Here is a 24,646-nt window from a genome sequence, read left to right on the forward strand (position 1 = left end):
GGGGGGTGGGGCGGGGGGGGGGGGGGCCCGGGGCCCGCCCCCGGGGGGTTGGGGGGTCCCGGGGGGGGGGGGGGCGCCGCCGCGGGGCCGGCGGCCCCCCCCGCCGGATACCGGTGAGGAGACGGGAAGGCGGCCGCTCCTGTCGGTGACCGCGCAGCGCTGCCGTGGGGCGACGGCCGACGTCCACGGGACCGTCAGAGGCTCGCGACACGGAAGAGGAAGAGGAGCGCGATCAAGAGGGCGCCGACGACCACCAGGCCGACCCAGACCATCGGGTGCTCCCAGATCCCGCCGTCAGCCCGCTCCTGATGGGCTGACGAGATCGAGCCTTCGGCAGGTGGGGTCTCTTCGGGAGGTACGAGCGGCTCGGTCATGGCTTCTCCTTCGGGAACAGGACGGCGCGGAAACCGCCACTGCTTCAGCGTCCCCCTATTCGGCCGACGCCGACATGTGCGTCGATCGCGCGTCGAAACCATGCCGCGAAGTCGCCGTACGGCATCGAGAGGAGGCGTCACATCCCCATGAGCATGGAGTCGCCTCCGTCCGTGAACGCGGCACGCGATGCGCCCCCTTCGCCCCATGGGGAGGGGCGGAGGGCGCGCATCGCGTGCGGTCCACGGGAGACCTGTCCGGTTCCGGGCTCAGGGGCGGTGGCGGAGCCTGCCCGGCCACCAGACCGTCGGGCCGATGTCCCGGACCAGGGCCGGTACGAGGAGCGACCGGACCACGAGCGTGTCGAGCAGGACTCCGAAGGCGACGATGAAGGCGATCTGCACCAGGAACGCGAGCGGGATGACGCCCAGCGCGGCGAACGTGGCGGCGAGGACGACACCGGCCGAGGTGATGACCCCGCCGGTGGCGATCAGTCCCCGGCGCACGCCCTCTCGTGTGCCGTGCAGCTCCGTCTCCTCCCGCACGCGCGACATGAGGAAGATGTTGTAGTCGACGCCGAGGGCCACGAGGAAGACGAAGCCGTAGAGGGGGACGGCGGAATCGGTACCGGTGAACCCGAAGACGTGCTCGAAGACCAGCGCGGAGACTCCGAGGGTGGCCACGAAGTTGAGCGCGACCGTGACCACCAGGAGCAGCGGCAGCAGCAGGGAGCGCAGCAGACCGACCAGGATCACCAGGATGATGGCGAGCACGACCGGGATGATCAGCTTCCTGTCCCGCTCCGCGGTGAGCTGCGTGTCGTACTGCTGGGCGGTGTATCCCCCGACGAGGGCGTCGGCACCGGGAACGGCGTGCAGGGTGCTCCGCAGAGCGGCGACGGTGTCCTTGGCGGCATCGGAGTCGGCCGCGTCCGCGAGCGTGACGTCGATGCGGACCCGCCCGTCGGCGACCACCGGCCGCGTGGTCCCGGGGGTGGTGTACACGGCCGCGGAGTCCGCTCCGTCGACGCCCTCCGCGGCGTCGCGCACCTTCTCGGCGGAAGCAGCGTCGGCGATGACGACGACCGGATTGCCGGCACCGCCCGGGAAGTGCTCGCCGAGCCGCGCCTGGGCGGCGACGGAGGGGGCGTCCTTGACGAAGATCTCGTCGAGCGGGACACCCTTCGAGTCGAGCGAGAAGGAGAACGCCGCACAGGCCAGCAGGGCCACGAGAGAACCGGCCCAGACCTTGCGCGGCGCGCGGTCGACGAGCGCCGCGACCTTGCGCCAGACGGGGTGGGCCTCGTCGCCGGTCGCCGCCTTGGGCCGGGCGGGCCAGTACGCGGCCCGTCCGAGCAGCACCAGGACGGCGGGCAGGAACGTCACCGCGCTGAGCACGGCACACACGATGCCGATGGCTCCGACGGGGCCGAGGGCCCGGTTGTTCGTCAGGTCGCTGAACAGCAGGGCGAGCAGGCCCAGCGCGACCGTGGCGGCGCTGGCCACGATGGGCCCGAAGGACTGCCGGAGCGCGGCTCGCATGGCCGGGATCCGGTCCCCGTTCCGCGCGCCGAGCTCCTCGCGGTAGCGGGCGGCCAGCAGCAGGGCGTAGTCCGTGGCCGCGCCGATGACGAGGATGGACAGGATGCCCTGCACCTGGCCGTCGACCCGCACGATGTCGTGGTCGGCCAGGACGTAGACGATGGCGCAGGCCAGGCCGAGGGCGAAGACCGCACCGATGATGATCATCAGCGGAAGCAGCACGCTCCGGTAGACCAGGAGCAGGATGACCAGGACGGTCACGAGGGCGACGACGAGGAGCAGGCCGTCGATACCGGCGAACGCGTCGCCGAGGTCCGCCTGGGTGGCGGCGGGGCCTGCCAGCCAGGTGACGGTGCCCGGCACGGTGGAGGCGGCGGCGTCGACCTCCTGGAGCACCACGGGCAGCTGATCGTCCAGATCGGGACGGAGCTGAACGATTCCCCTCAGGGCCTCGCCGTCCGAGGACGGAATGGCCGGGGAGGGGGCGCCGATCACGCCTTCCGCACCCTGGAGCGACGCGAGCGCCTTCGTGGCCTCCCCCTGTGCCGACGGATCGAGGGTGCCGCCGCCCTCAGCGGTCCACACGATCAGGGCGGGCAGGCTCTCCTCCTGGCGGAACGCCTCCTGCGCCTGCAGTACCTGGGTCGACTCCGCGCTGCGGGGCAGGAAGGCGGCCTGGTCGTTGGTCGCCACTTCGCCGAGCTTGCCGGCGAACGGACCGAGTCCTCCTCCGACAGCGAGCCAGACGACGAGCATCAGCAGCGGCAGCAGTCTGCTCGCCCACCGCAGGGATGCGGACATGAGGTCTCCCGAACATCTCTCGACTATCAACAATCTCAATGATCGAGATGAATTGAAGCATGCGACGGAAGGACCTGGACAGCCGGGATCCCCGCGTCGTCAACGCTGGCTTCCAGGCGCCGGGACCGAACGGATGCAGCCGGAGCACATCCGCCGTATCCGGAGGAGGAAGGACACGGCGGAGCGCCGGCACGAAGTCCCGGAATGCGGCGGTTCCTCTCGCCCAGCATCCGCCGCGGGACGACCCCGAACCTCCGCGGGTCGCTCCTACCCGTGCCCCGTCCCGGCCCCACCGGTCTCTTGCTCACCCACGGGAGAAGTCTGTGCGGCGGCCGGCCGGAAAGGCCGGGTCGCAACCGGTACCCAGGTACAGGTTGCAACCGGTACCTGGGTACAGGTCTACCGTTGAAGGTGTCGCCCCCGCCGGTCCCGGCGGGGGGTGTGGACGGAAGTGGTCACGATGACGGCCTGGGTACCGGTGTCCTGCACGCTGCCCGCCCCCGCGCAGCCGTTGCGGGTCGCGGAGTTCGACGCGCTGTTCGCCGAGCGGCTGACCCGTTCGGCCCGGCCCGACCCGCTGACGCTGGAGCTCGTGCTGGACGGCGGTCAGGGCGTGGAGCGTTCGGTGCGCGATCTGGTGACGCAGGAGAGCGGCTGCTGCTCGTTCTTCACCTTCACCCTTACCTCCACCTCCGACGAGGTCCGTCTGGTGGTCGGGGTCGACCCTGCGCACGAGGCGGTTCTGGACGCCCTGCACGCAGTGGCCACAGCCGCCGCCCGGGGCTCGGCGTGAGTGGCGACGGCCCGATGCGCAGCGGGCAGGTCGCCGAGGCGGCCGGGGTGAACGCGCAGACCCTGCGCTACTACGAACGGCGTGGCCTGCTGCCGAAGCCGGAACGCAGCAACGGCGGTCACCGCCTCTACGGGCAGGACACGGTGACGGAGCTGTGGGTGATCAAGGCCGCCCAGCGACTCGGTTTCACCCTGGAGGAAGTGGCCGAGCTCCTGGAGGCCGGCCGCCACCGCCACGGGCGTCCGGTGCCGGGTCTCCAGGACCGCGCACAGGCGAAGATCGCCGAGATCGAGGCGAAGATCGCGGACCTCACCACCATCCGCACCGCCCTGACCGCGGCGGTCGAGGCGGGCTGTGACGACCTGACCGTCTGCGCGTCGAGCCCCTGCTGTCCGATCCCGTTCCCCGCGCTCGCCGACGAGGACCGCCACACCGGACCCCGCCGCTGACCGACGGCGCCCTCGCGTCCCCGAGACCCTGACGTCAGACTGCGGACTTCACGTGTCGGACCAGCCACATCATCAGGGCGTCCAGGTCCGCCGCGGCCGAGAGGACCCGGTCGACCGCCTCGGAGGTGTGCAGCCACTGGTCACAGCCGAGGGACCGGGCGGCGATCAGCGACCGGTGGCGCAGCAGGTCCGTACGGGGGTGGTCCGTGGGACAGCCGCGCGGGGGGCGTTTCATGACGTCCCCGGAGATGTCGTAACCCTTCCGCCGCAGGTCCTCGACGATGACGGACAGTTCGCGGCCGCTCCCCTCGGACGCCACGGCCTTGCGGAACATGTCCACCTGACCGGGATCGGGGTACCACCAGGCGCCCTGGACCCGCAGGCCGTCCAGGGAGAACCGGAGACCGATCTCGACCTTGCGGCCGAGCCGGATCACCGCGCTCTGGTGCTGCCACCACCAGGAGTTGGTGCGGTAGTGCCAGACGGAGAAGTCCTCGTACCGGGGGTCGGTGTCCGCGACCGCGTTGAGCAGGTCGATCATCGGCTGCCGGACCAGGCGTTCCCGGTCCGCGCGACAGCGCTCGCGGGTCGCCTGGGTCGGCTCGCCCTGGAGCTGCCACAACACGTCCATGGCCTGCTCCGGCCAGCCGGTGAACTGTGCGCGCATGCACGCAGGTTAGCTCACCCGGGAACCATGCCGTCGGGAGCGAGACGGCCCTGAGTGCTGAGCGGCGGCCGTCACTCCGGCCGCCCGGACGCGGGACTCGCTCAGGCGTCAGGTCCACCACACGGAGGGGGGTGGACCACGGAGAGGCGGTCAGGCGGCGCCGTCGAGGGCGATGTCGAAGGCGACGTCCAACGCGTGCCGGCTGCCGGTGAGATCGAGCAGGCGGGCGACCTGCCGGGTGAGGGGGCCGACCAGCATGTGCCGCTGCGGCCGGAGCCGGGTGTCGGTGAGTTCGTGGACGAGCGCGGAGTCGCCGAAACGTATTCCCGCCAGGTCCAGCAGAACGCGCTCGATCTGCGGGGTGCGTACGGCGTCGAGCGCCTCGCGCAGGCAGGGGACGGTACCGGCGTCGAACTCGCCGCTCAGCACCAGGACGGCCGTGGACGGGCGGCCGGCAGGGGCGTAGCGGACGAGAGCGTCGCCATGGGCCGGGCGCCAGGCGGGTGCGCCGTCGACGAGGCACAGGCGAGTGCGGGGGCCGTCGCGCTGGGGTCGGTCGGGTGTCACGGTGATGCGCCTCGATCCGTGGGGCGGGCCCTCCGGCAGTGTGCTCCCGCTGGCCTCCGCGGGATCCCAGGCGTCGGAGCCTGGTGTCGAGGCGACATCGCCGCCGGCGGGAAGGTGGGTCGTCGGCGGTGACCCGGATCGGTCCGGTGCTCCCCACCCTCCCCCGCGAGCCGGAGCACACACATTTCGGAGGTCACCGCCGTCACCTCGGCGGCGCGTCCCGCGGAGGCGGCGTGGTCGGCACGGCGCGGCGGGAGCGGAATTCTCATCCGGTCCCTCCGCCAGGCAGCCCCACCGCCGGCAGCGACCGCACCCCCGAGGGCCGGAGCCGCCCACCCCGCGTCCGAGCCTCACCCGGAGGGCCACGGCCCCTTTGATCTACCCGATCCAGGCACCTGTGAACGGACCGTTGTGGTGACGGCCGCCCGGTGGATCCGTACGGGCCTCAGGACATGGTGCCCGGGCATACCGTTCCCTCCGCCGGGGTGCGACCCGTGCGGAGGTACGTGTCGACCGCCTCGGTCACGCAGCGGTTCTGCGGGTATGTGCCGTGGCCCTCCTCCTCGGCCGTCAGGAGTACACCGACACCGTCGCCCAGGGCCCGGGCCATGTGGCGGGCGCCGGGATACGGGGTGGTCGGGTCGCCGGTGCCGCCGACCACCAGGACGGGGGCCGCGCCGTCGGCGTTCACCTGGGGTGTGGCGCGCTCGCCGTCGAACGGCCAGCCGTAACAGAGGTAGACGCCCGTGGACCAGGCCGCGCCGAAGACGGGTGAGGCGGCCTTGACGCGAGCCTTGTCCCTGTCGAGGCGTTCGAAGCCGGGGCGCAGGCTGGAGTCGGCGCAGGTGATCGCGGTCCGGGCGGCGCGGCTGTTGTCGCGCGGGGCCGCTGCGCGGTCGGCGGATCCGGCGTCGTCCGCGCCTTCGCTCAGTGGACCGCCGTCGTTGCGGTCGATCAGCGCGGTGAGGGCCTTGGCGAGCGGCGGCCAGCCGTCGGTGCCGAGGTCGAGATGGTCGCTGACGGCGTACGCGAGGTCGTCGGCGTCCAGGCTCCGTCCGCCGCCGGCCGGGGCGGGGTTCTTCTCCAGGCGGTCGGCCAGGCGTGCCATGCGTCGCGCCGCCTCCTCGGGCCCGTCGCCGGTCGGGCAGTGGCGGATGCGGGCCGCGCAGTGCGCGGCGAAGCGGTCGAACGCCGCCTGAACCGCCCTGGCCTGCGACGCCTGTTCCTCGTTGAGGTCCTCGGTCGGATCGACGGACGCTTCGAGGACGAGACGTCCGACGTGCGACGGGTACAGGTGGGCGTAGACCGCGCCGAGCTCCGTTCCGTACGAGACGCCGAAGTAGTGCAGCCGCTCGTCGCCGAGGAGGTAGCGCATCAGGTCGAGGTCGCGCGCGGTGTGCGAGGTGCCGATGTACGGGAGGTGCGCCCCGGAGTGCTCGGCGCAGGCGTCGGCGCCGTCGTAGCCGGTGTCGTCCGGGGTCTTCCCGCAGCGCACGGGGATGGTCGCGCCGACGCCGCGCGGGTCGAAGGAGACCAGGTCGTAGCGGTCCAGGAGCGGCTCGTACTGGTTGAGGTATCGGGGCAGTCCGCTCACGCCGGATACGCCGGGGCCGCCGAAGTTGAGGACGAGCGAGCCGATGCGCCGGCCGTTCGGGCCGGTGGCCTTACGGCGGATCAGGGCGACGTCGATCGTCCTGCCACCGGGTTTCCGGTAGTCGAGGGGGGTCTTCATCGTGGCGCAGTCGTAGCCCGTGCGCGCGGTGGGCGGCGAGGCGCAGCGGGACCAGTGGAGGCGCTGGCCGGTGGTGAGCGCGGGGGGCAGACCGGCGGGCGGGTTGTGCGCGGTGAACTCCGTACGCGGCTCGGCGCTCCGGCCGGGCAGGTCGTCACTCCAGCCGGAGCCATCGCGCTGGAGCCAGGCGCCGACAGCCCCGATCACGGCGAGGACGATTACGGCGATGATCCGCGCACCGACCGAGAGACCCGGTCTGCCGCTTCGTATCGGATGTGCGTCCCTCATCTAAACCCCGCGCTCCCGCCCCTGGACCCCCGCCCCGCGCCCGTACGCCCGTGTGGGTGATCGTCCGATCATCGAATGAACGCACAGTACAAGCCGTCTCCGCTTCCCTGGTGCCCGTGGGCGGGATCCGCTCCGTACGGCCAGGCGCCCGCCGCTCCTCCGCCCTCCCCGGACCGCGCCGGGAGCCGTTCCCGGCGCCCGCGCCGGCGGACTGGCGCCCCACCAGGGCGGACAGTCCCGGACCGCGGCGGGCGTCTCTGTGCGCCGCCGCAGGAGTGCGCGGCGCGGAAGAGGGCAGCCGATGGGGTAACCCGAGGGGCATCGAACGAGGAGGATCCGATGGACAGCACCACCGAGCCGGAGCTTCCCGACCCCGTCCCGGCGACGCAGGACGCCGTCACCCCCGACCTGCCCCCGCCAGATCGGGAGGCACCCGACATCCGCGGCACCGGAGCTGAGCGCCCCAGGACCGAGGAGCACGACGGGGCCGACGCGTCGGACGCGTCCGGCACCGCCGATACACCCGGCGAGGACCGCACCACCGGCGAGCCGCACGAGGACGCTGATGCTCGGGGCGACGACCGTCCGGGCGCCGGCCCGGGAACTCCGGCGCCCCAGGAACAGCCCGGCTAGCCGGGCTCGTACGGCGAAGGAAGCCGAAACAGGCGCGGCAGAGACAGGCTTTCGCGATCACGAGCGGCTGCCCTGGGCGACCTGAGTCAGTCGAAGAGGACGACGACTCCGTTCACCCAGAATCCCAGCACGATCAGCGCCCCCACCACGCAGCCGATGCCCGACAGCACGTCGCGCACCGTCCACGGAGCGGGCGTCGTCTCCTCGTCCTCCTCCAGACCGTCCGCGTACGATTCGGGGTCGTCCCAGTCGACGGGGTGCCCCACCTGACCCGCACAGGCCGTCCGCACCGCGACCAAGCGCGCCGCCGCGAAGGGGGTGGCAGCCTCGGCCTCGGTGCCGCGCCAGGCCAGAGCCTTCATCCGCCGGGCAGCGGACCTGTACCTCGCCTCGAAGGCGGCGGTCTCGTCGGTGTCGCGGTCCTCTTCGAGGTACATCCAGCGCCCGGCCTCGGCGGCATCGCCGTACAGCCGGTACACCTCGGCCAGTCGCCGGCGGAGCGTCAGGTCGCGCGGGAAGGACGAGACGAGACCGCGCAGACGCTGGCGCGCGACGGGAATCCGGCCGGCGGCAAGGTCCGCGTCTATTCGGGCAAGGGTCTCTCTCAGGGGCATGAACACATGATCGGGTACCGCACTTCCCCGCGTCGACCTGGTTGTTCGCCTGCCCCTTGCTCACTCTTGCCGGCGTTCCCTCCGCGGAGGGGACGGAATCCGGAGGTCTCCGCGCGGAGCACAGGATCCAGCGGGTGATCGTCCCGGGGCGGCCGTCGTTGCGGTCCGTGGTAGCGCAACGAAAGACTGGTAACACTGTTTCCTTGCAGCTACATTGTTACTCATGAGCTCGCCCTACCAGGAGGCGCAGCGCGCCGGCCAGGACGCCGTTCGCGCCGCCTTCCTCGACTGCGCCATCCACCTGCTCGCCACCGAAGGCCCGGCCGCTCTGACCGTGCGGAGGATCGCCACCGACGTCGGCTCGTCGACCAAGGTGCTGTACACGAAGTTCGGCGGAAAGGAGGGCCTGGTCGACGCGCTGTACCGAGAGGGCTTCATGCGGCTCCGCCGCGCGCAGGGACAAGTCCTTCGCGGGGACGACCCTTTGGCGTATCTCATCGAGCTGGGGCGGGTCTACCGCGAGGGTGCCCTTGCCGCACCCGGCTACTACCGGCTGATGTTCGAGCGGCCGGTGGCCGAGTTCCAGCCCAGTGCGGAGGCCCTCGCCGTCGCGGAAACCGCGTTCGACGCCTCCGTCAGTGCTGTGCACGCGTGCATGGCGGCCGGGGTCCTCCAGCCCGGTGACGCCCACGAGGTCTCCAAGCTCTTCTGGGCGGCCGCGCACGGCGCGGTGAGCCTGGAACTCGCCGGGCACTTCGCCCCCGCCGACGCCGGCCCACGCTACGAGGCGTTGCTGGCCGCGCTGGGGCGAGCGTTCAGCACACGACCACCGTCCACCGACGAACCACCGCCCACCCAGGAGAGGCCGAGACCATGACCCGCAATCGCTATCTGTTAGGCAACTTCGCCCCGGTGACCGAGGAGGTCACCGCCTACGACCTGCCCGTCACCGGGCGGATCCCGGCGCACCTCGACGGCCGCTACCTGCGAAACGGCCCCAACCCGCTGGGCATCGAGGACCCTGCCGCACACATATGGACCCTCGGTGCGGGCATGGTGCACGGCGTCCGGATCCGCGACGGGCGTGCCGAGTGGTATCGCAACCGCTGGGTGCGCTCCGGCGCCGTCGCCGACCGGCTCGGCGAACCACGCCGCGGCACACCCGTCGACGAGCGCTCGGACATCTCCCCGAACGTCCAGGTCGCGGCCGTCGACGGCCGCACGTACGCCCTCATCGAGGGCGGCATCCTTCCCTACGAACTCACCTACGAACTGGACACGGTCGGCCCCTGTGCTCTGGGAGCCACGCCGGAGGGGTACAGCGCCAACGCGCACTCGCTGTTCGACCCGCGCAGGGGTGAGCTGCACTCACTCGCCTTCCTGTACGGCTCGGAGCACGTGCAGCACATCGTGATGGATGCCACGGGCACCGTACGGCGGACCACCACCGTGCACGTGCCCGGGAACCCGTACATGCACGACTTCGCTCTGACCGAGCATTTCGTTCTGCTCTACGACTCGCCTGTGGTGTTCAGCCCGGCGCATCTGGTGACGGGCGTGCCGTACGCCTGGGACGCGCGTCGAGCCGCCCGGGTCGGGGTGATGCCCCGTGAAGGCGGCGAGGTGCGATGGTTCGAGCTCGCGCCGCACCTGGTCGGCCATACGCTCAACGCCCACGAGCGGGGGAACGAGCTCGTGGTCGACGTCGTCCGGCACCCGGCCGGCATCGACCTCCGGGACATCGGCTCCAGCCGGCCCACACTCGACCGATGGACGATCGACCTCGCGACCGGGACGGTCAAGGAGGAACGCCTCGACGACCGCATCCAGGAGTTCCCCCGCCTCAACCCCCTCTTCAGTGGTCTCCCTCACCGCTACGGCTACACAGCGGCTGTCGAGCTCTACGCCCCGCCCGCCGGCCCTGACGACGACCGCCCTGACGAAGGCTTCAGCAACGCCCTGCTCAAGCACGACCTGAGGCGAGGGATCGTCGAGGCACACGAGTTCGGCCGGGACGGGGCCGTGGGCGAAGGCGTGTTCGTCGCAGCGGAGTCGCCGACGGCGGAGGACGACGGGTACGTGATGGCGTACGTGTTCGATCCGCCGCGAGGCGCGACCGACCTGGTGATTCTCGCCGCACAGGACTTCGGGGGCGAGCCGGTCGCCAGGATCCACCTTCCCGTGCGGGTGCCGCTCGGACTCCATGGCAACTGGGTGCCCGGAGCGGAATGACGCCTCCGGGTCCGGCGCGCCGGGCCCCGTCCCGAGGAGGGGACCGGCGTGGCGGCAGCGCGGGGCCTCCGGCCTTGAGGCGGAGGGATGTGGTGCCGGCCGCTCCCTGGCACGGCACAGGCCGGGAGTCGCGTCGGATCGGCGGGTCAGGTGGTGGGGCGGGTGCCGGGGGTGTGGCCGAAGGTGCGGCGGAACACGTCGATGAAGGTACTGGCGGACGACCAGCCGCAGCGGTGGGCGACGGCGGTGACGGGGGTGTCGTCCGCGAGGAGGATCAGGGCGTGGTGGAGCCTGATCTGGGTGCGCCATCGGGGGTAGGTGAGCCCGAGGTCGTCATGGAGGCGGCGGGAGAGGGTGCGGGCGCTGGCTCCGATCTGGCGTCCGAGGTCGCCCAGGGAGCGGTTGTCGGCCGGATCCGCGCGCAGGATGTCGTGCAGTGCGCGGAGCAGGGGGTCGGTGGGGGCCGGCAGGTGCAGGGGGCGTTCGGTGGAGAGGGCGAGCTGGTCGAGCATGACGGCACGCAGGCGGTGGTGGGGCGGGCTGTCGTCGTCGGGGTCGCGGGTGTAGGTGACGATGAGTTCGCGCAGGAGGGGGCTGACGGCGAGGACGGCTGGTTCGTCCAGACCGAGGGGGTTGTCGGTGGTGGGCAGGCCGACGAGGTGGAGGTCGAGTTCGCCGTGGGCCTGGTGCTGGTGGATGGTGCCGGCGGGGATCCAGAGCGCGCGGGTGGCGGGGGCGATCCAGGAGCCGGCGTCGGTGGTCACCGCGATGGTGCCGCGGCTGGCGTAGGCGATCTGGTGGTCGTCATGGCGGTGCGCGTCGATCTCCCCGCCGGACGCCAGGCGCTGGGTCCGGGTCGGCGCGACAGGAGTGTGGCGGATTTTCTGCATCGCCTGGCAATCTAACGAAAGCGCGACGGCGGGCGCCTCTCCCAGCATGAGTGGAATGCGAAGGAATACATCGATCGTGCTGCTGGCCGTGGGGCACGCCTGCGTCGACGTCTACCAGGGCGCCGTCGCGGCGCTGATCCCGTTCTTCGTGGCCGAACGCGACTACACCTACGCGGTCGCCTCCGGCCTCGTGCTGGCGGCGTCCCTGCTGTCGTCGGTGGCCCAGCCGGTGTTCGGGGTGCTCACCGACCGGTGGGCGATGCCGTGGCTGCTGCCGGTCAGCACCCTGCTGGGAGGGGTGGGCATCGCGCTCAGCGGCCTGAGCGGTTCCTACGGGCTCACCCTGTTCTTCGTCGCCGTCTCCGGCATCGGCGTGGCCGCCTACCACCCGGAGTCCGCCCGCGTGGCCCGGCAGGCGAGCCAAGGCAGTCACAGCGCGATGGGCTGGTTCTCCCTCGGCGGCAACATCGGCTTCGCGCTCGCCCCGCTCATGGTGTCGGCCGCGATCGGACACGGCTCCCTGCGGTGGACACCTGTCCTCGTCCTGCCCGCTCTCGTGGGCGCCGCCCTCTGCGTGCCCGTCCTGCGGATGCTCGCCCGGCCCCGTGCCGGCACCTCCACGACGCCGGTGCCCCGCGGCGCGGACGACGTGGCCTCGTTCGTGAAGCTGTCCCTGGCGGTCGTCTTCCGCTCCATCGTGTTCACCGGACTGAGCACCTTCATCTCCCTCTACGCCCAGCAGCGCATGCAGGGCAGCGCCACCGCGGGCACCGCCGCCCTGTTCCTCCTGTTCCTGGGCGGCGCCGTCGGCTCGGTCCTGGGCGGATCCCTGGCCGGCCGCTACGACCGCGTCCGCGTCTCGCGCTGGGCCTACCTGCTCTCCGTCGGCGCCGTCACCGGAGTGATCTACGCACCGGGCATGGCCATGTTCCTCTTCGTGGCCCTCACCTCTGCCTGCTTGTACGTCCCCTTCTCGCTCCAGGTCACCCTCGGCCAGGACTATCTCCCCTCCCGGGTCGGCACCGCCAGCGGTGTCACCCTCGGCCTCACCGTCAGCGTCGGCGGCCTCATCAGTCCCCTGCTGGGACACCTGGCGGACACCACCGACCTCCAGACGGCCCTCACCCCCCTGATCGCCATGCCCGCCCTGAGCTGGCTCTTCCTCCGCACCCTTGCCGAACCCACCGCCCCCGGCGCACACCTCGCCACCCCCGCACCCGCGTCGCCCACCGCGCCGAGCGACGCGAAGACGGTCACCGGCCGATGAGCGGTCCGCGGCCCGAGGGACGGGCGGAGGTGCGCCGCGGACATGCCGCCAAAGGGGTCCTGGCCCGAGCCGGGTTCCGCTGGATCGTGAGCTGTGGCCGTCGTTCCCCGGCCCGCCCTGGGGTCTCCGGCCGGGGATTCTCGGCTGCGGTGATCAACGCGGTGGGGCTAGCGTGGGGGTTTTGCGGAGTGGGGAGGGGTTCGCGGTGCTGGTCATGCCTGGGCGGCGCACGTCGACGATGGAACTGCTGGCCGTCGAGGCGGCGGGCCGTGGGATGTCGGTCAGGGCGGCGGAGGAGCCCGGCCTGACAGGTCCCGCGTACTGGTACGGCGGACCGGTCGCGGGTGCGCGGCTGGCCGGCCGGCTCGGGTTCGCGCTGCTGGAGCCAGCGGACGGCTGGCTCGCCGAGCTGCCGGAAGAGTTCACCGGCCGCCAGGTGAGGGCGGGGACCGTCGCGGACGCGTGGGCGATCGACCGGCCGACGTTCGTCAAGCCGCCCCGTGACAAGTCCTTCCCGGCCGATGTCTACACCGACGGCTCCCGGCTGTCGTCCGCGCTGGACCCGGCGGAGCCGGTGCTGTTGTCCGACGTGGTGACCTTCGCGGCCGAGTACCGGCTGTTCCTGCTGGACGGCCTGATCGCCGCCGCGAGCCGGTACGCGGTGTTCGGTCGGCTCGACCCCCGCCCCCTCGGTACGGACCGCGCGGACCGGGCCACCGCCGCACAGCTCACGGAGTTCGCCGACCGGCTGGCCACCGCAGCCGGGCACACGCTGCCCAGTGCCGTCGTCGTGGACGTCGGGCAACTGCTGGACCCCTACCGTCCGGACCACCGGTGGGCCGTGGTGGAGGCCAACATGGCGTGGTTCTCGCATGCCTACGCAGCCGACCCGGCACGGGTGCTGGACGTGGTCCTGCGGGCGGCAGGACCACGCGAGCACGCACGGCCGCGAGACCTGGCATTCGAACGCCACTGATCCACACCTGCAGAGCCGGACTGCCCGCCGGCCGGCCCGGGGGCGGTTGGCTGTGCAGGGCTGAGTCAGACTTTCGGTGGGGTGAAAACGGGAGCGCGCTGTCCCAGGAAGGCGCTAAGCCCTTCTTTGATGGTCGCCTCCCACACGACTGCGGAGCGGTAGACGATCGCGAGTCCGTCATCACGGGTGGCCGTGCCTCGCCCCTGCTTGAGCAGGCTGAAAGACCGTTCCACGACGTTCCTGCGCTTGGAGGTCTCGGTGTCCAGCCGGGGGGCCGTCCACCGCTGCGGCCCTTCATCTTGCGATTGGTCTGCAGATCGGCACGCGCGGGAATCACCAAGCGGATGCCACGGGTCGCGAGGTCGCGGTGGTCGGCGGACAGGCGCCCTGCTTTCCCCGCGCTGCGGGGAAAGCAGGGCGCCAGGCGTGCCCACGGCTCGTCGTTCAGCGGGCGCATGCGTCCGCTCGTGGTCACCGGGTCCTGTAGGCGGTGGCCAGCACGGAGACAGTGACCCGATCGGGCAGGGTGCCGCCGTCGTTCAGGTCTGCACCACTCATGTGGCGTGCGCTCGGCGTCATCGCCACCAGGTCCAGCGCATCCAGCCTGGACAGGGTCGCGGAGTACTCCACCTGTTCGGTGACGACGGCCTCGAAGAAGGGGGCGAGTGCGCGGTACAGGCGCTGTTCCTTGGCCGGGTCGATCGTGATCATCGCAGGCACCTGGCCACGCAGCTCGGCCAAGTGCCGGCCGGTGGGTCGGACCACGATCAGCCGGCCGGTCGGGCGCAGTACGCGGTGGAACTCGGCCGGGTTGCGTGGGGCGAACACGTCCAGCAACACATCGGCCGTCCCGTCGGCCAGCGGGAAGGGACGGAAGACGTCCCAGGCCACCGCGGCGGCCCGGTCGTGGGCACGGGCTGCCAGGCGCAGTGCGCGCACCGATGTGTCCAGCCCCAGACCACGGGCGCCAGACAGATGGTCGAGTACGCCGGCCAGGTAGTAGCCCGTGCCACACCCCACATCCACCACCGTGGCCTGCTCAGACACGGCGTCGGCCGCCAGGCGGGCCCCGACATCGCGGATGGGCGCGTAGGAGCCGGTGGACAGGAACCGGGCCCGGGCGTTGACCATGGCTGCGTCGTCCCCGCTGGTGGCGCGGGTGCCCGTCAGCAAGCCGGCATAGCCGTGACGGGCGATGTCGAAGGTATGGCCCCTCGGGCAACGGAGTGCGGCGTGGCCGGGGTACAGGCGGCGCGTACGGCACACCGGGCAACGCAGCACGTCGAGGGACAGATCGAGGGCAGGGGGAAACGGCACGGACACGAGGCACTCCTGGCAAGGGGTGAAGGGAAGGGATCGTGCCTGCGCGCTCAGAGCCTCACTGCCTCAGGAAGGAACGGGCAGAGGAGATTTGGTTCCTGCGGCAGGCACACCAAGGAGGGCGACGCCGTCCGGCATCGCCCTCAGCGCCTTCCGGTCACAGGAAGCAGCGGTGCGGGGTGCTCATGAATGCCACGTCGTCAGTCTACGAGGCCGGCGAAGGCCCTTCATGCTTCCGTGCCCAAGAGTGGGGAGACACGACCTGGCGCGCGTCACCGCCGGCCCTGAACCTCACTGTCCACACCGCGGATCTGCCGGCAGGCTCCGTCATCGCGACCATGCGCACGCCCGCTCCAGGCAATCAGTGGCTGCTCATCCGCGGTGGTCCTCCCAGGTCGTCACCCTGAAGGTGTAGTCGACGGCCCACTCGACCTGATCTTGTCCCAGGCGGGTCCACTTCACTTCCTCGGCAAGGGCCCGGGCAACCCTGCCCTCAGAGGTCTCCAGGCACAGCACGGTGCCGCGCTTGATCGGGTCCTCGTCCCTGAGCAGGTCGAAGCCCTCGACGGTCTGGATCCCGCCACCTCTCGCAGCCTCCAGGCACTGTTCTGCCGTCGTGATCGGCGCATTGGCCGCGCCTGCGTGGGCTACGTGCACCTCAAGTCCGAAGGAAGCGCACCGGGTGAGCGCAAGGTCCGCCTCCTCGGAGACGGCAACCCGGCTGCGGTCCGACCCCGCTCGCCCCTCGTCGAAGTCGACGAAGGCGTTCCAGCACTCGTTGGTCCGCGGTGTGCGGAGCTTGAGCAGCCGGTCGGGGTAGACCAGTTGGTACGCCGACTCGGGTTCCTGAGACGGAGCGCCCGTCTGAACCGAGGTGGGGGCGGCGGACACCGTCGAGGGACGCGTGGCCCCCTGGGACGGGGTCACAGGAACTGCTGCCGCGGGGCGCTTCTCGTCGTCCTTGTTCTCCAACACCTCTGGTGGGTAGATCCGCTGGGAGCGGCATGTTGTCGCAGGGAGCCGCATGCTCTGCTCGGGTCGGATCCGCACGTGGAGGCCACGTTGACGGTAAGCGGGTGCCAGGTGCCCGTCGTGGGCCGGTGATCGCGTCGAACGGCCCCGGGGCCCCGTTGCGTGGCGTCAGCATCGGCCGTTCGCCGCCCGACGCCCATGGAGTGCGTCGCTGCGCCGTCGTTCGATCTCCGCACGCAGACGCTGCACGCCGTCCCTCAGGTCCTCCATACGCAGTCCAGCGTGGTGGTCCTGCGTGCCTGCGGCCGCAACCGTCACCGTGGCAACCCATCTGCCGGCCGCGGACTGGCATCATGCTCGAATGGCCCAAGACATCGTGTTCTTCCTCGCCCCTGACGACGCGACGGCAGCCTCGACGCGCCTGCACGGACCCGGGAAGAAGTTCGAGTCTGTCGCCTGCGGTTCTATCGAGCCGGACACCGCCATCGCCGAGTGGGACATGTACTTCGAGGCGCCATCGGCCGAGACCCCGCCGGCTGAGCAGCTGTACGCGTGGCGGCCGTGGCCGGAATGGGTCACCACCCCTTTGAACGACGGCGTCGAGGTGTTCGCGCTGCCGAAGCGGCTGACCCGAGCGCTCGCGAAAGCGAGTTCCGCCGAGATAGAAGGTCTCGCAGACCGCTGGATTTCCCGGCTCCGGTCTGACGAGAGCACCGATATGACCGACGGAGAACTCCACGCAGTCCTGCGGGGCGTTGCCCGCCTCGCCGCCTCTGCGGTGCATACGCGTGGCGGCCTCTACAGCTGGAGCTACTGACCGTCCACCCACGGGGAGCGGTTCGCTCTTGACTCCGCTGCACTCCAGGAGTTCGGTTCCGGTGGCGGCCTCCTCACGGCTGCCGCCATGGCGATCCTCTCAGGTTGCCAGGTTCCGGCAGCGTGACGCGAGACCGCCTGCCGATCACCACCCACGAGGAAAGCGTGGGGAAGAGCCATCCTGTGAACCCGGGTGCGAGGAGGTCGGGGCGCCGGGCCGTGGCCCGGCCCCTGGGACACAGGCGAACGTGTCGGCAACTCGTGTGGACCGACCCGACCGGACGGCTCACCGCCCCCATGGATGTGACGGACGGAGGAGACAGATGAGTGCCATCCTCATGCTGTTCGGATCGCTCGGGGGATTGGTGGTCCTCCTGGTGATCCTGCTGCTCCGCCGCACCAGGAACCCGACGGAATCCGCCGAGGGGCTGCGGATCGAACAGGAGGCCCGGCGTCAGGCGCAGATGGATCGTGTCTCGTACAACGCCCGCGCCGTCCACAACTCCATGCCCACCGCCGGCGACAGCTATCAGAAGCGCCATCACCGAGGCTGAGCCGCGGCGCGGCAGAAGGTCCGGGCGCGATGCTGCCCGCCCGCCGACACGAGCCGTGGCCCCGGCGTTGTCGTCGGGGCCACGGCGGGTTCGGGTCCTGTGGGGTCAGCGGCCGGATCGATGCAGGGCGCCGATCGCCGGAACCCTCGCGTGGGAGCGGTGGGTCGAGGCGTCCGCGATGAAGACCTGGCGCGGTGCGCCGGGGCGGACGCTGCGCCTGGGGTTGTCGGCACCTCCCGCCCCGGCGCCCAGGCCGTCGTTGTGGTCCGCCCAGGTCGTCTCGTAGTAGGTCACTGTTTCGGGTCGTCGCTGACGGTAGGAGAAGATCGCCCGGACGGTCTGCGGTGGGGGCTGCGCGCGGAACAGCTTCTTGGGCGGTTGGAAGGTGAGCGATTCCCGGCAGCCGATGTTCAGGTCCTGGTCGTGCACGGTGTGCCGATCCTGAACCTCTCGCCAGCCGAGTTCCCCCACCCCAGCCATCAGGTCGTCGTTGTACAGCGCCTTCATGCCAGGAACGTGTCCGGTGAACTCGGCCGCGAGGTACGAGAGGACGCCGGACGCGTCTGCTTCGGGAATGGCGGAGCCGAACAAGGTGGCGTAGAGACGGTTCTCGTCGCCGCCTTGGGCGAGCGGATCCCTGATGTCGATCAGCTTCGCTCCCGCGTAGGGGAAGGGGTGGTGAGGGGTCCTGACGAAGAGCAGGTGAGGGTCGAGACCGAGGTCGCGCAGGATGGTGAACGCCGGCTCCAGCCAGATGGTCTCGGCAAGCAGCCGCGGCCGGGCTTGTGCAAGGTGCTCGTCCCCTGCGTCGAACTTGCTGTAGGCGGCGTACGCCTCGTCGAAGGAACGGGCCAGACGAACGGAGAGCGCCACGTCTTCACTCCTCCCGGCCCGCCTGGAAGCAGGCCGAGGGTGACCTACCCGCCCGCCCCACCCGGAACCTCAGGGATTTCCCTGGTTGATTGTCGCCGCTGAGTCAGGGCCGACCCCGGGCGGGTCCGCACGTGCACTTCTCATGAAAGCCCCCTCGCCGTGGTGATCGGCGCCTCCCCCCGACAAGTACGCCGACGGCGGTCCGGCGACGGGTACGGACAGGCCGGATCGGTCCATCGGTCCATCGGTCCATCGGTCGACGAGGGTCGCGAAGTTCGTCGAAGCGCCCGTGCGGAACCGAGACCCCTGGGGTCAGTCCTGGTCTTGGGGGTACTGAGCCGCGTACCCACTGGAGTCGACGGCGGGGTTGCGCAGCGCCCCCCAGAATCGGTCGTCAGGTATCGGTGGCAGTGGCGCATGGCCCAGGTCCGCATGCAGATCCGCACGCCAGTCGAGAGTGAAGTGGCTCCGGGTCTCCGCGCTCTCGCACACGGATCTGTAGGGGGAACCCCAGAGCCCGAGGGCTATCTTCTCCGCGGCCCACCTGCGCGTGCGGTCTCGTCCGGCGTCGGCCTGTGCGAGCACCGCGCGGAGTCGCAGGGCGAGCGGGTCGGTCTGGTCCGGCCGCGGTAGGGCCACACCACGCTCCCACGCGTCCAGGGCTGCCTTGACCTCCGGGTAGTCGTTCAGCCCCGATTCGACCGCCAGTCTGCGCACCTGCTTCCGCGCGGCCTCGACCACCTGCTCATACGGCAGGACCGCGATCAGCGCTCCGAGTTCCTCATGCCCGTTCAGGTGGCTCACGTGGAGGAGGTCGGTGGGACGGTAGGACAGGTCCAGCTCTGGCAGCTGCTCATCCGGCCCGGGAAGGGGCGCGTCGGCACGCCACTTCGGCCTGGCGGGGGGAGACGCCTCCCAGAGCAGCCGGCCGTTGAACGTGACGACACCAGCGTCCTGACCGCGCTCAAGCGTGTCGGCCAATTCGGCCAGGTAGTCACCCAGCGAGTCGGCCTTCCCGAAACTGGTGCCGGTCTCGTCGAAGAACCGCCCGATCGCACCGAAGGAACCCCGCCCCGTGCGGCAATCCATCAGAAGACCGTCCGACGTCACGTCGTAGGAACCGAACTTCACGTAGTCGTGGAGCCAGTAGTCCTCGGTCTCCCCGTCGAGGCCCTGGTCGATGCCGCGCATGAACCCGGTGTCCCTGAGGATTCCGTTCACTCCGAGCAGCCGGTCGCCCGTACGGAACCGGAAAGACTCAGGTCCCTCCAGCGCCCCGTCGTGCCGGAGGAGTGAAGCGACCAGGTCCGGAGGAAGGGTGACCCCCAGTTCCCGTTGCGCTGCCGCGATCTCCTCGTCTCCTGCGGGCGGCCGAAGCGTGGCGAAAGTGCGGGGCGCGTGCTCCCGCAGCCACGCGTCGATGCGATTCCATGAGTCCTGGACCAGGTCTGACGTCATGGGGCCGACCTTAGAGCCGGCGACTGACAACAGCTTGATCGTCGCTCGACAGCAACAACGCCGGCACCCCGTCACGCGGTGTTCGGACTGTTCTTGAGCATCAGATCGCGGCGTGGGTGTCCTTCACATGCCCGCACCTGACCCACTGGTCTCCGCCCACACCGCCGTGGTCGGGGAACTCCGTCCGGCAGGGATCGTCGCCACCCGAGCCCCTGTAGCGCCGGCAACGGCACCAATGCGGGGTCGGCGGGGACGGCAGCTTTCCGGAGCACTTGAATCCGAGCGAGTTCCGCTCCACGGAGGTCAGCTCCAACCCCGACTCGTGGATCATCGCCATGGCCTTGTCCTGTGCCCCGACGAGCAGCGCGGCGGCCTCGGCCAGCATCCGCGACTGCGCGTCGGTCCTGTCGTTCCGCTTCGACTCGGACATCTGCGTCCTCCTGGTCGGTCAGATCTGGGCGTGCTCGGATGCCGTGTGCTCACAGATCCTGGTGGGCGATCCCGTACCGAGGTCCGGACCGGTGAAGTCGATCCAGGTGTTGAGGCAGGGTGCTTCGTCACCCGAGCCGCCGTAGTCCCCGCAGCCGCAGATGTGCGGGGTCGGCGGGGGGTCCAGCTCGGCCAGGCAGGGGCGGCCGACCCAGTCGCGTTCCTCGGCGGACAGGTCCGCGCCCGAGGCGCGTGCGAGGTCCGCGGCCTTGCGGCGGGCTTCGATGAGCAGGGCGCCCACCTCGGCCAGGGTCCGGTTCTGGGCTTCCGTTCTGTCATTCCCGTTCACGGCTGCCGTCCTACCAGGGAACGCGGGCCGGTCCCCCGCGGCACGCCCGTAGGGCTTCTCCAGACCATCCGCCCGGGGGCAAGAACGACCACGCCGGTCGTGGGAAGCGGGGTGGCCAGGCCCGTGGCCACGCGTACGCCGGGCCACGGAACGCTCATCGACCAGAAGTGCCGCCTGTCACGGCAGCCGGTCGAACGCCTGGTCGGCGTCGGCCACGGCTTCGGGGTGGACGTCGTGGGCTGTGCGGCCGGCGGCGATCTTCTGCCAGTTGGCCCGGGCGAGGACCCGTTGGACCGCGAGTACCTGGGCGGCCAGCAGGCGTGCCTGGATGCCTTCGCCGAGGGCGTCCGCCAGTGCCTCCTCGTCCTCCAGCTGGTACCGCGCGAGCCGTGCCGCCAGGCTCGGTGTGGTGAACACCAGCCGGTGGAACGCCACCACCTCGGGGTGATCGCTGAGGCCGGTGACCGGGTCGTACCGGTCGAGTCCGGCCCGGAAGTGCCGGTGCAGCGCCGGCACCGGCTCAATGCCGGGCTCACGGTCACGTACGACGCGTGCGGCCTCGCCCTGGTGGTCCGCGAACCGGTCCAGCACCAGGTCTTCCTTGGCGGGGAAGTACCGGAAGAGGGTCGGCTTGGAGACCTCGGCCGCCGCGGCGATGTCGTTGACCGAGACGCGGTCGAAGCCGCGTTCCAGGAACAGCGAGACGGCCGCGTCCGCGATGGCCTCGCGCGTCCGCACCTTCTTGCGGGCCCGCAGTCCCGTCGGCTCACTCATCTGACCACCGTAACATTCATTACCGAGTTGCTTTTTTAACCGAGTAACGTTTTCATGGGCGGCATGAACCAGACAGACACGCGCCCCGTGCTCGTCACCGGGGCGACGGGCCGGGTCGGCCGCTTCGTCATCGACCGACTCCTCGACGCGGGCGTGCCGGTCCGCGCCCTCACCCGTCGCCCCGAAGCGGCGGACCTGCCGGCGAAGGTCGAGGTCCACGCCGGTGACCTCACCGCGCCGGAGACACTCGTACCGGCATTGAACGGCGCGGGGGCGGTGTTCCTCGTCTGGACCGCACCGCCTCGGACCGCCGCGGCGGTCGTCGAGCGGCTGGCGGCCCACGTACGGCGCGTCGTCTTCCTCTCCTCCCCGCACCGGACAGCGCACCCTCTCTTCCAGCAGCCCAACCCCATGGCGGTGCTGCACGCCGACATCGAGCGGCTCATCGCGGCCGGCGGACTCGAGTCGACGATCATCCGGCCGGGGATGTTCGCGTCGAACTCGCTGGCCTGGTGGGCGCCCGCGATCCGGGCCGGCGACGTCGTCCGGTGGCCCTGCGGCGCTGCCGAGTCGGCCCCGGTCGACGACCGCGACATCGCAGCCGTCGTGGCACGGACGCTCCATCAGGACGGTCACGCAGGAGGCGACTACGTCCTCACGGGCCCCGAATCGCTGACCCAGGCCGCCCAGGTGGACATCATCGGTGACGTCCTGGGACGCCGGATCGCGTTCGAGGAGATGACACCGGAGGAGTTCCGGAGCCTGTGGGAGGGTACGGTGCCCAGCTCGGCCATCGAGATGCTGCTCTCCGCCTGGAGCGCGGCGGCCGGACAGCCGGCGCACCTCACCACCACGGTCGCCGACATCCTCGGGACAGCACCGCGAACCTTCCGGCAGTGGGCGGCCGACCACACCACCGCGTTCTCGTACGGTCCGTAGCCTCACCGCCCGCGATCTGCACCCCGAGCCGTACCCCACTCGCGTTCCACGCCGGACGGGAAGACGGTCCTCAACGCGCACGAGTGGGCGGGCCGCCTCGACCCGGCCACCCTCGGCACCTCGGTCGCCGTCGCGCTCCTCCGCCAGGGCGCGCGCGAGGTGATCGATTCCATCCCGCACTGACCGGTCGGAGGTCCGAGCGAGCCCTCGCCCGACCTCCTGACCGCCGAGGGCACCTCGCTCGGCCTCCTTGACCGCCGAGGGCACCTCGCTCGGCCTCCTGGGCCCCGGCGGGCCGAGGAGCCCGAGCGCGGACTCCTATCCGTTCCGTGCGGGCCGGACCATCGCCGTCGACGGGTCACCCTGCGCGCGACCTGCCGTCCGGACGCCGGGCTCGGCATCCGCGGCCGGGCAGGAGCACCCTGGAGAGATGAGCACCGCGCCGATAGTCGTCCACCCGCCCTCCCCCAGTGGAGGCCGACGTGTCACGGTCCGTGACGGCGGGATCCTCGGCCTCGCGCACAGCGACCGGGACGTCGTCGAGTTCCTGCGGCGGGCCGGCCTGGAGGATGCCGAGGTTCTCCTCGACGATCCGGCATGGGTGAAATGGCGCGGCGGGCGGGCCCACGAGTACGAGGCGGCCTGAGACGCGCCGGCGACCCGCCTGGGTTCCCCACCGGCGGAGCGCCGAGAGGTCCGAGAAGCGAGCCCGCTTTCCCGGCAGCCCTTCCTGACCCCTTCCTGCCGCCCTTCCCGCCCCTGTGCCGACGGACGGAACCCCGAGGATGGATCCGGTCGCCCCACGGGCCGTCCGGCGGCTCACACGGGCCGGCGGCGAGCCTGCCGGACCTCCCGGTCGACGGCCCAGGCATCGGCCACCGGTCCGAGGTGGGTGAGCTTGTCGGGGTTGATGACGGAGCGGATCATGTGGACCTGCCCGTCCAGCACGTCCAGGGCGAAGGTGCGCAGGACGTTTCCGTCGCGGTCGCGGAAGAGCGCGCCCGGCTGGCCGTTGATCCGGCAGGGCGTGCAGGTGATGCCCGTGCGTGCCATCGGGAGGTGAGCGGCTGCCAGCAGCCGCGCGACGTTCTCGGCACCGGCGACGGCCCTGGGCAGCTGCGGTGCCCTGCCGCCCCCGTCACCGACGAGCTGGACGTCGGCGGACAGCAGGCTCTGCAGCCCCTCCAGGTCGCCCTGCGCCATCGCGTCGAAGAACCGCCGTGCCAGCTCGTCCCGCTCCTCCCGGTCGGCCTCGAACCGGGGGCGCCCGTCCTCCATGTGGCGCCGTGCGCGGACGAGCAGTTGCCGGCACGCCGCCTGCGTACGGCCCACCGCCGCGGCGACGTCCTCGAAGTCGAAGGCGAAGACCTCCCGCAGCACGAACACCGACCGTTCCAGAGGGCTGAGCCGTTCCAGGAGCAGCAGAGCCGCGATCGACAGTGAGTCGGCGAGCTCCGCCGCGCGAGCCGGGTCCTCGTACGGATCGTCGAGCAGGGGCTCGGGCAGCCACGGCCCCACGTACGCCTCGCGCCGGACACGCGCGGATCGCAGTACGTCGATCGAGATCCGGGTCACCGTGGTCGACAGGAACGCCTTGGCCGACACCGGCCGCACGGCCGTGGCGTCGTAGCGCAGCCAGGTCTCCTGCACCGCGTCCTCCGCCTCGCTGACGCTGCCCAGCATCCGGTACGCGATCGAGAACAGCAGAGGTCTCAGTTCCACGAACTCCTCTGTCTTGTCCACTCCTTGCTCCCCTCCGTGCGAGTCTCCCTTGTCGATCATGGCACTTCCGGTTCCGGAGGGCGGCGGTTCCCCGCGGACCGAAGATCACGATCACGGCGGCCTCCGTGATGTGACCCACGTCTCCCCCGTTCTCCGCGCCTCGATGTCACTCACCGCGCCGCTGCCTCGTCTCGGTTCCAGAAGACCTCGACCAGGGAGTTGACGATGAACATCGCGCTGTGGATCACCGCCGGAGCGCTGGCCGCCGTCTGCCTCGTGGGCAGCTCCAAGATGATCGTGGCCCGCGAGAAACTGGCCGCGGTCGGCGCCTCCGGGCAGTGGGTCATGGAGTTCAGTCCGCATGCCCTCAAGGCCATCGGCGCCGTCGAACTGCTCGCCGCGGCCGGCCTGATTCTGCCCGCGGTCCTCGGCATCGCCCCGGTCCTGGTCCCGCTCGCCGCGACCGGACTCGTCCTCCTGTTCGCCTGCGCGGCCGTGATGCGCCTGCGCAGGGGCGAGCGCGTCACGATCACCGGGGACCTGGTCTACCTGGTCCTGGCCGCGTTCGTCGCGTGGGGCCGCTTCGGCCCCGCTCCCTTCACCGGCTGACCCGGCACC

The 24,646-nt window shown here is 71.2% G+C and carries 27 protein-coding genes and 2 pseudogenes; 13 read left to right on the top strand and 16 right to left on the bottom strand.

Going from position 1 to position 24,646, the window contains the following annotated elements:
• Positions 1–194: 194 nt before the first annotated feature.
• A complete protein-coding gene (locus ACFVU3_RS13945; RefSeq protein WP_390066116.1) occupies positions 195–374 on the bottom strand; it encodes a DUF6480 family protein in 180 nt (59 codons plus the stop codon).
• 267 nt (positions 375–641) lie between these two features.
• A complete protein-coding gene (locus ACFVU3_RS13950; protein WP_390066117.1) occupies positions 642–2,714 on the bottom strand; it encodes an MMPL family transporter in 2,073 nt (690 codons plus the stop codon).
• Positions 2,715–3,174: 460 nt separating this feature from the next.
• Between ACFVU3_RS13950 and ACFVU3_RS13955 the strand changes: the two genes are divergently transcribed.
• Both ACFVU3_RS13955 and ACFVU3_RS13960 read left to right on the top strand, forming a co-directional pair.
• On the top strand, positions 3,175–3,507 hold the full coding sequence (locus tag ACFVU3_RS13955; protein ID WP_390066273.1) for a hypothetical protein: 333 nt from the start codon (positions 3,175–3,177) through the stop codon (positions 3,505–3,507).
• Positions 3,508–3,521: 14 nt separating this feature from the next.
• Positions 3,522–3,956, top strand: coding sequence for a MerR family transcriptional regulator (locus ACFVU3_RS13960; RefSeq protein ID WP_390066118.1), 435 nt, complete (start codon positions 3,522–3,524; stop codon positions 3,954–3,956).
• 34 nt (positions 3,957–3,990) lie between these two features.
• Here ACFVU3_RS13960 and ACFVU3_RS13965 read toward each other — a convergent pair whose 3' ends face one another.
• The 3 genes from ACFVU3_RS13965 to ACFVU3_RS13975 form a co-directional block, all read right to left on the bottom strand.
• Positions 3,991–4,623 carry a DUF2461 family protein gene (locus ACFVU3_RS13965; RefSeq protein WP_390066119.1) on the bottom strand — a complete coding sequence of 211 codons (633 nt, stop codon included), beginning with the start codon at positions 4,621–4,623 and terminating at the stop codon, positions 3,991–3,993.
• Between the two features lie 150 nt (positions 4,624–4,773).
• Positions 4,774–5,190: an STAS domain-containing protein gene (locus ACFVU3_RS13970; RefSeq protein ID WP_390066120.1), complete on the bottom strand. Its 417-nt coding sequence runs from the start codon at positions 5,188–5,190 to the stop codon at positions 4,774–4,776.
• A 445-nt stretch (positions 5,191–5,635) separates the two neighbouring features.
• The gene (locus tag ACFVU3_RS13975) at positions 5,636–7,210 is read right to left on the bottom strand and encodes an alpha/beta hydrolase (protein WP_390066121.1); all 1,575 of its coding nucleotides are present in this window, start codon (positions 7,208–7,210) and stop codon (positions 5,636–5,638) included.
• A 339-nt stretch (positions 7,211–7,549) separates the two neighbouring features.
• Here ACFVU3_RS13975 and ACFVU3_RS13980 point away from each other — a divergent pair, with 339 nt between their 5' ends.
• Complete coding sequence (locus ACFVU3_RS13980) at positions 7,550–7,843, top strand: hypothetical protein (RefSeq protein ID WP_390066122.1); 294 nt, start codon at positions 7,550–7,552, stop codon at positions 7,841–7,843.
• Between the two features lie 86 nt (positions 7,844–7,929).
• Here the strand turns inward: ACFVU3_RS13980 and ACFVU3_RS13985 are convergent, their stop codons facing one another.
• Positions 7,930–8,457: a DUF6584 family protein gene (locus ACFVU3_RS13985; protein ID WP_390066123.1), complete on the bottom strand. Its 528-nt coding sequence runs from the start codon at positions 8,455–8,457 to the stop codon at positions 7,930–7,932.
• Positions 8,458–8,680: 223 nt separating this feature from the next.
• On the opposite strand from ACFVU3_RS13985, the gene ACFVU3_RS13990 reads away from it, so the two are divergent.
• Complete coding sequence (locus ACFVU3_RS13990; RefSeq protein ID WP_390066124.1) at positions 8,681–9,334, top strand: TetR/AcrR family transcriptional regulator; 654 nt, start codon at positions 8,681–8,683, stop codon at positions 9,332–9,334.
• Entirely contained in the window at positions 9,331–10,689 is a 1,359-nt protein-coding gene (locus tag ACFVU3_RS13995; RefSeq protein WP_390066125.1) for a carotenoid oxygenase family protein, read from the top strand. The genes ACFVU3_RS13990 and ACFVU3_RS13995 overlap by 4 nt, the downstream gene beginning before the upstream one ends.
• A gap of 146 nt (positions 10,690–10,835) precedes the next feature.
• Here the strand turns inward: ACFVU3_RS13995 and ACFVU3_RS14000 are convergent, their stop codons facing one another.
• Positions 10,836–11,579 (bottom strand): AraC family transcriptional regulator, encoded by a 744-nt coding sequence (locus tag ACFVU3_RS14000; protein WP_390066126.1) that lies wholly within the window; start codon positions 11,577–11,579, stop codon positions 10,836–10,838.
• 55 nt (positions 11,580–11,634) lie between these two features.
• Between ACFVU3_RS14000 and ACFVU3_RS14005 the strand changes: the two genes are divergently transcribed.
• Both ACFVU3_RS14005 and ACFVU3_RS14010 read left to right on the top strand, forming a co-directional pair.
• Positions 11,635–12,846, top strand: coding sequence for an MFS transporter (locus ACFVU3_RS14005; protein ID WP_390066127.1), 1,212 nt, complete (start codon positions 11,635–11,637; stop codon positions 12,844–12,846).
• 238 nt (positions 12,847–13,084) lie between these two features.
• On the top strand, positions 13,085–13,822 hold the full coding sequence (locus ACFVU3_RS14010) for an ATP-grasp domain-containing protein (protein ID WP_390066274.1): 738 nt from the start codon (positions 13,085–13,087) through the stop codon (positions 13,820–13,822).
• Between the two features lie 65 nt (positions 13,823–13,887).
• Here the strand turns inward: ACFVU3_RS14010 and ACFVU3_RS14015 are convergent.
• The 3 genes and pseudogenes from ACFVU3_RS14015 to ACFVU3_RS14025 all read right to left on the bottom strand — a co-directional run.
• Positions 13,888–14,183 (bottom strand): annotated as a pseudogene (locus tag ACFVU3_RS14015) (hypothetical protein); the annotation flags it as partial.
• A gap of 110 nt (positions 14,184–14,293) precedes the next feature.
• Positions 14,294–15,145 (bottom strand): putative RNA methyltransferase, encoded by an 852-nt coding sequence (locus ACFVU3_RS14020; protein WP_390066128.1) that lies wholly within the window; start codon positions 15,143–15,145, stop codon positions 14,294–14,296.
• A 369-nt stretch (positions 15,146–15,514) separates the two neighbouring features.
• Entirely contained in the window at positions 15,515–16,117 is a 603-nt protein-coding gene (locus tag ACFVU3_RS14025; RefSeq protein WP_390066129.1) for a hypothetical protein, read from the bottom strand.
• A 358-nt stretch (positions 16,118–16,475) separates the two neighbouring features.
• On the opposite strand from ACFVU3_RS14025, the gene ACFVU3_RS14030 reads away from it, so the two are divergent.
• Positions 16,476–16,931: a hypothetical protein gene (locus tag ACFVU3_RS14030; protein WP_390066130.1), complete on the top strand. Its 456-nt coding sequence runs from the start codon at positions 16,476–16,478 to the stop codon at positions 16,929–16,931.
• A gap of 322 nt (positions 16,932–17,253) precedes the next feature.
• Positions 17,254–17,484: a hypothetical protein gene (locus ACFVU3_RS14035; protein ID WP_390066131.1), complete on the top strand. Its 231-nt coding sequence runs from the start codon at positions 17,254–17,256 to the stop codon at positions 17,482–17,484.
• Between the two features lie 105 nt (positions 17,485–17,589).
• Here ACFVU3_RS14035 and ACFVU3_RS14040 read toward each other — a convergent pair whose 3' ends face one another.
• The 5 genes from ACFVU3_RS14040 to ACFVU3_RS14060 form a co-directional block, all read right to left on the bottom strand.
• Positions 17,590–18,357 (bottom strand): hypothetical protein, encoded by a 768-nt coding sequence (locus ACFVU3_RS14040; RefSeq protein WP_390066132.1) that lies wholly within the window; start codon positions 18,355–18,357, stop codon positions 17,590–17,592.
• A gap of 312 nt (positions 18,358–18,669) precedes the next feature.
• On the bottom strand, positions 18,670–19,815 hold the full coding sequence (locus ACFVU3_RS14045; protein ID WP_390066133.1) for an SMI1/KNR4 family protein: 1,146 nt from the start codon (positions 19,813–19,815) through the stop codon (positions 18,670–18,672).
• 100 nt (positions 19,816–19,915) lie between these two features.
• Positions 19,916–20,245 (bottom strand): DUF6422 family protein, encoded by a 330-nt coding sequence (locus ACFVU3_RS14050; protein WP_390066134.1) that lies wholly within the window; start codon positions 20,243–20,245, stop codon positions 19,916–19,918.
• Positions 20,246–20,263: 18 nt separating this feature from the next.
• On the bottom strand, positions 20,264–20,593 hold the full coding sequence (locus tag ACFVU3_RS14055) for a DUF6422 family protein (protein WP_390066135.1): 330 nt from the start codon (positions 20,591–20,593) through the stop codon (positions 20,264–20,266).
• A gap of 177 nt (positions 20,594–20,770) precedes the next feature.
• Positions 20,771–21,367, bottom strand: coding sequence for a TetR/AcrR family transcriptional regulator (locus tag ACFVU3_RS14060; RefSeq protein WP_390066136.1), 597 nt, complete (start codon positions 21,365–21,367; stop codon positions 20,771–20,773).
• A 63-nt stretch (positions 21,368–21,430) separates the two neighbouring features.
• On the opposite strand from ACFVU3_RS14060, the gene ACFVU3_RS14065 reads away from it, so the two are divergent.
• From ACFVU3_RS14065 to ACFVU3_RS14075, 3 genes and pseudogenes are all read left to right on the top strand, one after another.
• Positions 21,431–22,306, top strand: a complete 876-nt coding sequence (locus ACFVU3_RS14065) for an SDR family oxidoreductase (protein ID WP_390066137.1) — start codon at positions 21,431–21,433, stop codon at positions 22,304–22,306.
• A 45-nt stretch (positions 22,307–22,351) separates the two neighbouring features.
• Positions 22,352–22,489, top strand: a pseudogene (locus ACFVU3_RS14070) (hydroxymethylbilane synthase); the annotation flags it as partial.
• Positions 22,490–22,736: 247 nt separating this feature from the next.
• Positions 22,737–22,952 carry a hypothetical protein gene (locus tag ACFVU3_RS14075; RefSeq protein ID WP_390066138.1) on the top strand — a complete coding sequence of 72 codons (216 nt, stop codon included), beginning with the start codon at positions 22,737–22,739 and terminating at the stop codon, positions 22,950–22,952.
• A gap of 173 nt (positions 22,953–23,125) precedes the next feature.
• Here the strand turns inward: ACFVU3_RS14075 and ACFVU3_RS14080 are convergent, their stop codons facing one another.
• Positions 23,126–24,049 carry an RNA polymerase sigma-70 factor gene (locus ACFVU3_RS14080; RefSeq protein WP_390066139.1) on the bottom strand — a complete coding sequence of 308 codons (924 nt, stop codon included), beginning with the start codon at positions 24,047–24,049 and terminating at the stop codon, positions 23,126–23,128.
• A 204-nt stretch (positions 24,050–24,253) separates the two neighbouring features.
• Between ACFVU3_RS14080 and ACFVU3_RS14085 the strand changes: the two genes are divergently transcribed.
• Positions 24,254–24,637: a DoxX family protein gene (locus tag ACFVU3_RS14085; RefSeq protein WP_390066140.1), complete on the top strand. Its 384-nt coding sequence runs from the start codon at positions 24,254–24,256 to the stop codon at positions 24,635–24,637.
• The last annotated feature ends 9 nt before the right edge of the window (positions 24,638–24,646 follow it).

The sequence above is a fragment of the Streptomyces sp. NPDC058052 genome (assembly GCF_042885515.1).
GTDB lineage: Bacteria > Actinomycetota > Actinomycetes > Streptomycetales > Streptomycetaceae > Streptomyces.